The 7,323-nt window shown below is 69.7% G+C and carries 9 protein-coding genes; 8 read left to right on the plus strand and 1 reads right to left on the minus strand.

Annotated elements, in window-relative coordinates; genetic code table 11:
* From AB8Z36_RS21385 to AB8Z36_RS21420, 8 genes are all read left to right on the plus strand, one after another.
* Positions 1–625, plus strand: a 625-nt coding sequence (locus AB8Z36_RS21385) for a 2-oxo-4-hydroxy-4-carboxy-5-ureidoimidazoline decarboxylase (RefSeq protein ID WP_440581964.1), incomplete at its 5' end; no start/stop codon positions are given.
* 147 nt (positions 626–772) lie between these two features.
* On the plus strand, positions 773–1,153 hold the full coding sequence (sdhC, locus tag AB8Z36_RS21390; protein WP_369214962.1) for a succinate dehydrogenase, cytochrome b556 subunit: 381 nt from the start codon (positions 773–775) through the stop codon (positions 1,151–1,153).
* An 8-nt stretch (positions 1,154–1,161) separates the two neighbouring features.
* Complete coding sequence (locus tag AB8Z36_RS21395; RefSeq protein ID WP_369214963.1) at positions 1,162–1,656, plus strand: succinate dehydrogenase hydrophobic membrane anchor subunit; 495 nt, start codon at positions 1,162–1,164, stop codon at positions 1,654–1,656.
* 16 nt (positions 1,657–1,672) lie between these two features.
* The gene (sdhA, locus tag AB8Z36_RS21400; protein ID WP_369214964.1) at positions 1,673–3,427 is read left to right on the plus strand and encodes a succinate dehydrogenase flavoprotein subunit; all 1,755 of its coding nucleotides are present in this window, start codon (positions 1,673–1,675) and stop codon (positions 3,425–3,427) included.
* Complete coding sequence (locus AB8Z36_RS21405) at positions 3,427–4,197, plus strand: succinate dehydrogenase iron-sulfur subunit (RefSeq protein ID WP_369214965.1); 771 nt, start codon at positions 3,427–3,429, stop codon at positions 4,195–4,197. The genes sdhA and AB8Z36_RS21405 overlap by 1 nt, the downstream gene beginning before the upstream one ends.
* Positions 4,198–4,319: 122 nt before the next feature.
* The gene (locus AB8Z36_RS21410) at positions 4,320–4,967 is read left to right on the plus strand and encodes a hypothetical protein (RefSeq protein ID WP_369214966.1); all 648 of its coding nucleotides are present in this window, start codon (positions 4,320–4,322) and stop codon (positions 4,965–4,967) included.
* A complete protein-coding gene (locus AB8Z36_RS21415) occupies positions 4,964–6,028 on the plus strand; it encodes a hypothetical protein (protein WP_369214967.1) in 1,065 nt (354 codons plus the stop codon). Before AB8Z36_RS21410 ends, AB8Z36_RS21415 begins: the two co-directional genes overlap by 4 nt.
* Positions 6,029–6,125: 97 nt before the next feature.
* Positions 6,126–6,584, plus strand: a complete 459-nt coding sequence (locus AB8Z36_RS21420) for a VOC family protein (protein WP_369214968.1) — start codon at positions 6,126–6,128, stop codon at positions 6,582–6,584.
* Positions 6,585–6,597: 13 nt separating this feature from the next.
* Here AB8Z36_RS21420 and AB8Z36_RS21425 read toward each other — a convergent pair.
* Positions 6,598–7,323 (minus strand): metallophosphoesterase (locus AB8Z36_RS21425; protein WP_369214969.1); only part of this gene is annotated, 726 nt, incomplete at its 5' end.

Genomic DNA, 7,323 nt, shown 5'->3' on the forward strand with positions numbered 1-7,323 from the left:
CCCCGGCGACGCCTCCCGCGCCGCCCCTGTCGTCACGCCGGAGCAGCTGGCCCCGCTGAACTCCGCGGCGCCGGACGCCGCGGAGACCGCCCTCCTGGCCTGCTGCGGCAGCCGCCGCTGGGCCCGCCGGGTCGCCGCCCACCGGCCCTACCCCGACCTCGACGCCCTGCTCGCCGCCTCCGACGAGGCGGCGTACGACCTGTCGCCCTCCGACCTCGCCGAGGCCCTGACCTGCGAACCCCTCGATCCGGGCGTCCCCCGGCAGGGCGCGGCGCCGGGCACGTACGGAGCGGCGGACACCGCGCTGCGCGCCGCCCACGCCGCCTACGAGAGCCGATTCGGACATACGTTCGTCATCTGCCTCGACGACGTCGCTCCCGGCGAGGCTCTCGACCACCTGCTCTCCGGCATCCGGTCACGCCTGGGCAACGATCCGGAGGAGGAGCGCGCCGTGGCCGCCGATGAGCTGCGGCGCCTCGCCCGGGGCAGGCTCATCCGCCTCGCGTCCCGCACGGCCCCCGCGACCAGCGACGACGCGGAGAAAGCGGGGGACGGAGGCCCGGGACACGCCGCTCGGGCGGAGTGTCCGCAAGCGCGTCCCGATAGCCCGTACGTGCCTGTTTGATTGCCTGTTTGATCACACCTGCGGACCCGGGGCAAGGCCACCGACAACTCGTCGATACGATGACGAGCGGCCGGTGGACCGTACCCGGCCGGGCTCGTCCGACAAGAAGCCGGCCGGCCCCAATCCCCGCTCCCGGAGGGTTCTTCCGTGCCGGCTGGAACGCTGTACCGCGGCCGGGAAGGAATGTGGTCCTGGGTGGCTCATCGAGTCACCGGCGTCCTCATCTTCTTCTTCCTGTTCGTGCATGTGCTCGACACCGCTCTCGTCCGCGTCTCCCCGGAGGCGTACGACGATGTCGTCAGCACCTACAAGACGCCGATCGTCGCACTCCTTGAGTACGGCCTGGTCGCCGCCATCCTCTTCCACGCCCTCAACGGCCTGCGCGTCATCGCCGTCGACTTCTGGTCGAAGGGTCCCCGCTACCAGAAGCAGATGCTCTGGACCGTCGTCGGCATCTGGCTCGTCCTGATGGTCGGGGCGCTCTACCCCGTCCTCGGCCACGCCGTCCGCGAAGTCTTCGGGAGCTGAGGCCAGACATGTCTTCTGACACCACGCTTGAGAAGTCCGGCACGTCCGGAGTGGGTCCCGTCGAGGGCGCCTCGCTCTACGACGCCGACAACCCGGCCCCGGTCATCGAGCCGCCCCGCAAGCGCACGACCAAGACCCCGCGCTCGACCCGCGGCAACTTCGAGATGGCCGCATGGCTCTTCATGCGCCTCTCGGGCGTCGTCCTGGTCGTCCTCGTCCTCGGCCACCTGCTGATCCAGCTCGTGCTCGACGGCGGCGTCTCCAAGATCGGCTTCGCGTTCGTCGCGGGCCGCTGGGCCTCGCCGTTCTGGCAGGTCTGGGACCTGCTGATGCTGTGGCTCGCGATGCTGCACGGCGCGAACGGCCTGCGCACGGTCATCAACGACTACGCGGAGCGCCCGAACACGCGCCTGTGGCTCAAGGGCCTGCTGTACACCGCCACGGTGTTCACCATCCTTCTGGGCACGCTGGTGATCTTCACCTTCGACCCGAACATCCGCTAAAGCCGAGGCGACCCCAGTGAAGATTCACAAGTACGACACCGTCATCGTCGGCGCGGGCGGCGCCGGCATGCGCGCCGCCATCGAGGCGACGAAGCGCAGCCGCACCGCCGTGCTCACCAAGCTGTACCCCACCCGCTCCCACACGGGCGCCGCGCAGGGCGGCATGGCCGCCGCGCTCGCCAACGTGGAGGAGGACAACTGGGAGTGGCACACCTTCGACACGGTCAAGGGCGGCGACTACCTGGTCGACCAGGACGCCGCCGAGATCCTGGCGAAGGAGGCCATCGACGCCGTCCTCGACCTGGAGAAGATGGGCCTCCCGTTCAACCGCACGCCGGACGGGACGATCGACCAGCGCCGCTTCGGCGGCCACACCCGTAACCACGGCGAGGCCGCCGTGCGCCGGTCCTGCTACGCGGCCGACCGCACCGGCCACATGATCCTCCAGACGCTGTACCAGAACTGCGTCAAGGAGGGCGTGGAGTTCTTCAACGAGTTCTACGTCCTGGACCAGATCATCGTCGAGGTGGACGGCGTCAAGAAGAGCGCGGGCGTCGTCGCCTACGAGCTGGCCACCGGCGAGATCCACATCTTCCAGGCCAAGGCCGTGATCTACGCGTCCGGCGGCACCGGCAAGTTCTTCAAGGTGACGTCCAACGCGCACACGCTCACCGGTGACGGCCAGGCGGCCTGCTACCGGCGCGGGCTTCCGCTGGAGGACATGGAGTTCTTCCAGTTCCACCCGACCGGCATCTGGCGCATGGGCATCCTTCTCACGGAGGGCGCCCGCGGTGAGGGCGGCATCCTCCGCAACAAGGACGGCGAGCGCTTCATGGAGAAGTACGCGCCGGTCATGAAGGACCTCGCGTCCCGTGACGTCGTCTCGCGCTCCATCTACACGGAGATCCGCGAGGGCCGCGGCTGCGGTCCCGAGGGCGACCACGTCTACCTCGACCTCACGCACCTCCCGCCGGAGCAGCTCGACGCCAAGCTCCCGGACATCACGGAGTTCGCGCGCACCTACCTCGGCATCGAGCCCTACACGGACCCGATCCCGATCCAGCCGACCGCGCACTACGCCATGGGCGGCATCCCGACCAACGTCGAGGGCGAGGTCCTCGCGGACAACACCACCGTCGTCCCGGGTCTGTACGCGGCGGGCGAGGTCGCCTGCGTCTCCGTGCACGGCGCCAACCGCCTGGGCACCAACTCGCTCCTGGACATCAACGTCTTCGGGCGCCGCGCGGGCATCGCCGCGGCCGAGTACTCCGCCAAGCACGACTTCGTCGAGCTGCCGGAGAACCCGGAGAACCTCGTCGTCTCCCTGGTCGAGCAGCTCCGCGACGCCAAGGGCAACGAGCGGGTCGCCGTGCTGCGCAACGAGCTCCAGGAGACCATGGACGCCAACGTCATGGTGTTCCGCACGGAGCAGACGATCAAGACGGCCGTGGAGAAGATCGCCGAACTCCGCGCCCGCTACAAGAACGTCTCGATCCAGGACAAGGGCAAGCGCTTCAACACCGACCTCCTCGAGGCCATCGAGCTGGGCAACCTGCTCGACCTCGCCGAGGTCATGGCGCAGTCCGCGCTCGCCCGCAAGGAGTCGCGCGGCGGTCACTACCGCGAGGACTTCCCCAACCGCGACGACGTCAACTTCATGCGCCACACCATGGCGTACCGCGAGGTCGGCGACGACGGCACGGAGACGATCCGTCTCGACTACAAGCCGGTCGTCCAGACCCGCTACCAGCCGATGGAGCGTAAGTACTGATGGCTACCCCGACCCTTGAGAAGGAAGACGCCAAGCCCGAGGCGGGCTTCGCCGACTCCCCGTACATCACCGTCACCTTCCGCATCCGCCGCTTCAACCCCGAGGTCTCGGCGGACGCGGTCTGGGAAGACTTCCAGCTGGAGATCGACCCCAAGGAGCGCGTCCTCGACGGCCTCCACAAGATCAAGTGGGAGCAGGACGGGACGCTCACGTTCCGCCGCTCCTGCGCGCACGGCATCTGCGGTTCGGACGCCATGCGGATCAACGGCAAGAACCGTCTGGCCTGCAAGACCCTGATCAAGGACATCAACCCGGCCAAGCCGATCACGGTCGAGCCCATCAAGGGTCTGACGGTCCTGAAGGACCTGGTCGTCGACATGGACCCGTTCTTCCAGGCGTACCGCGACGTCATGCCGTTCCTGGTGACGACGGGCAACGAGCCGACGCGCGAGCGGCTTCAGTCCGCCGAGGACCGCGAGCGCTTCGACGACACGACCAAGTGCATCCTGTGCGCCGCGTGCACGTCGTCGTGCCCGGTGTTCTGGAACGACGGCCAGTACTTCGGCCCCGCCGCGATCGTGAACGCGCACCGCTTCATCTTCGACTCGCGTGACGAGGCGGGCGAGCAGCGCCTGGAGATCCTGAACGACAAGGACGGCGTGTGGCGTTGCCGTACGACGTTCAACTGCACGGACGCGTGCCCGCGTGGTATCGAGGTCACGAAGGCGATCCAGGAAGTGAAGCGCGCGCTGATCACCCGCCGCTTCTGATCCTGTTCCGCCCGGTACGTCCCATGGGCCCCGCTCCTCCTGGAGCGGGGCCCGTGTGCGTTCGCAACGCCCGCGCGTATAGCGTGGGTTCGCTCGCCTTCCCCCCACCTCTGGAGTGCAGAGTGACTCGCCCTCTCCGTCTCGTGACGGCCGCGCTGACCGTGTCGGCGGCCCTGCTGTTGTCCGCGTGCGGTTCGGGGGGTGACGACGGTTCCTCCCCCGGGATCGCGGGCGCGGACACCGGCGGCGACACGTCCTCCGCACCGGCCACCCCCACGGGGCCTGGCGGCGCCGACCGACCGGAGGTCAAGCTCCCGGGCACGTTCCGTGCGGAGTTCACCGGGTGGACGGACAGTGACCCCAAGAAGCAGGCGATCCTGGATGACGGCAGGGAGCGCCTGAAGGCGGAGTACGCGGCTGTCATCGCGGCGGACCCGAAGGCCGAAGCCGTCGGTTTCTACACCTCGCAGCAGGCGCTGACGTCCTCCCGTACGTACATCCAGGGGTACGTGGACAACGATCACACGCTGATCGGCGCTGCCAGGGTGTTCAACCCGCAGGTGAGCATCTCCGACTCGGGCGGCGGTGTGCTCTTCTACTGCGTGGACGAAAGCAAGGGCTACACGCAGGACCGCAGGACCAAGAAGAAGACGGGCACCCCCGACGACGTGAACCCCGTCCTCCAGTACCGCACCACCCTGAGGAAGAACGCCAAGGGCGTCTGGAGCACCGTCTCCCTCGAGACGGAGCGCGGGGGGTGCGACACGTGAGGCGACCGCTGAGGAGGACGCTGCCCGTCCTCGCCGCGGTGGCTCTCGCCCTCGGCGCCTGCCCCGCGGCGGCGCACGCGTTCGGCGAGGACGAGGACCACCCGCCGACGGGACCGTCCGGTGGTGCCTCCGGCAACACCCTGACGGCAGGCGTCGGTACGAACGTCAAGGTCAAGCAGGTCAGCGGCGGCAAGGGCGGTTCGTCGAGCAAGCCTGTCGCGCCAGTGGACCCGAACTGGAAGCCGCCGTCCTGCTGGTACGAGCCCGTGGCCACTCCCGAGCAGCTCAAGGACAGCGTGGAGAGCCTGAAGAAGGGCGGCGAGCTGGTACACGTGACGCCGTCCCTCAGCTGGGGCGAGGAACTCATGGTGAACCACTATGAGAAGGGCAAGGCCCAGTCCGACGGCGCCAAGGGGTACAAGAACTTCAACATCGGCAAAAACGGCAAGTTCTGGCGCGGTGTCATGAACCCCGACGTCAAGGACACCCTCGAAGCCCGCCAGTGCGAGACGAACCTCTTCTGGCAGGACGCCGACGACGTCCCCGACATCAAGAACGCCCCGACGCCCGAAATCCTGGCGGGCTACGCCTACAACAAGATCAAGGTGCCGGACACCAAGGTCGAGATGAAGCCCGAGGCCAGGTCGACGGTGAATCTGCCGACCTGGATCTGGCTGGACAAGGGCGCTTTCGAGCCGGTCAAGGTCCGTGCCGAGCTGCCCGGCACGGGGATCTGGGCGGAGACCACCGCCAAACCCGTGGGCCTCCACCTGGACCCCGGCACCGCCGACGCCGAGACCTTCCCCGCCGGAGGCGACTGCGCGGTCGGGGCGGACGGCGGCATCGGGACCCCGTACCGGAAGGGCGCCGCCAAGGAGGAGCCGCCCTGCGGGGTCACGTACCTGCGGGCGACCGGCGGCGAACCGTACCGGCTCAAGGCGTCCATCACCTGGGAGATCACCTGGGAAGGCACCGGCGGCGCGGGCGGCGACCTGCCGAACGGGACCTTCGAGGGGACCCAGGACATCGACGTCCAGGAGATCCAGTCCATCAACCGGTGACGCCACCGTGCCGCCGGACGGCCGAAGATGCCACCCCCGGCGGCACCGCCCTCGCGCGCCTGCGCCCGCGCGGCGCCGCCCGTCCTACGCTGACGGAATGTCAGACAACCAGTCCGTCGGCCTGTCCGCTGACCAGCCCGCGGGGCCGTCCGCGGACCCCTCCGCCGCGCTGCTCGGCTTCGACAACGTCCTGCTCCCCGTCGGCGACCTCGGTGAGGCCGTCGGGTTCTACGAGCGGGCCGGTTTCCCCGTCGCCTTCCGGCTCGACGACATCGGGCTCGCCATCCTGAAGGTGGGCAAGGAGACGCCGGGCGTGCTGCTCCGCGTGGAGGACGGGATCGTGCCGCGCACGCCGCTGTGGCCCTCGCCCCGGCTCTGGCTGGAGGTCGCGGACGCCCGCGCCAAGGGGCGGGCCCTCGCGGACGCGGGCGTCGTGCTGCTCGCCGAGCCGTTCTCCGTGGCCACCGGGTGGACCGTGGAGATCGCCGACCCGTGGGGCAACGTCATCGGCTTCACCGACTACCTCAAGCGGCCCGAGCTGGCCCGTACGCGCTGAGACGGCGCCCCCTTCAGGCCTGGCGTGAGGCCAGTTCGACCACCGTGATGTCCGAGGGCGCCCCGACCCGTACGGGCGGGCCCCAGGCGCCCGCGCCACGGGAGACGTAGAGCTGGGTGTCGCCGTACCGTTCCAGGCCCGCGAGGGTCGGATTGGCGAGGTCGGCCACGAGGTTGCCGGGCCAGAGCTGGCCGCCGTGGGTGTGGCCGGACAACTGGAGGTCGACGCCGTGTTCGACGGCGTCGTGGATCACGACCGGCTGGTGCGCGAGGAGCACCGAGGCCCGCCCGCGGTCCCGGTCGCCGAGCGCGGCGGCGAAGTCGGGGCCCCCGCCCTCGTCCTCACCGGCCACGTCGTCGACGCCCGCGAGGTCGAAGCCGGGCAGTTCGGTACGGGCGTTGCGCAGCGGGCGCAGGCCGAGTTCGCGCACGTGGTCGACCCACTGCTCGACCCCGGAGAAGTACTCGTGGTTGCCGGTGACGAAGTACGCGCCGYGCCGTGCCCGGAGACCGGCGAGCGGTGCGGCGGCCGGGCCGAGGTCCTCGACGCTGCCGTCCACGAGGTCGCCGACGACGGCGATCAGGTCGGGCTGGGTGGAGTTGACCGTGTCGACCACGCGCCGCGTGAAGCCGCGGCCGAGGATCGGGCCCAGATGGACGTCGCTGACCACGGCGATCCGGAATCCGTGCGCGGAGCGCGGCAGTCTGGCCAGCGGGACGGTGACGCGCTTCACCTTGGG

This window comes from Streptomyces flavofungini (genome assembly GCF_041028215.1).
Classification (GTDB): domain Bacteria; phylum Actinomycetota; class Actinomycetes; order Streptomycetales; family Streptomycetaceae; genus Streptomyces; species Streptomyces flavofungini_B.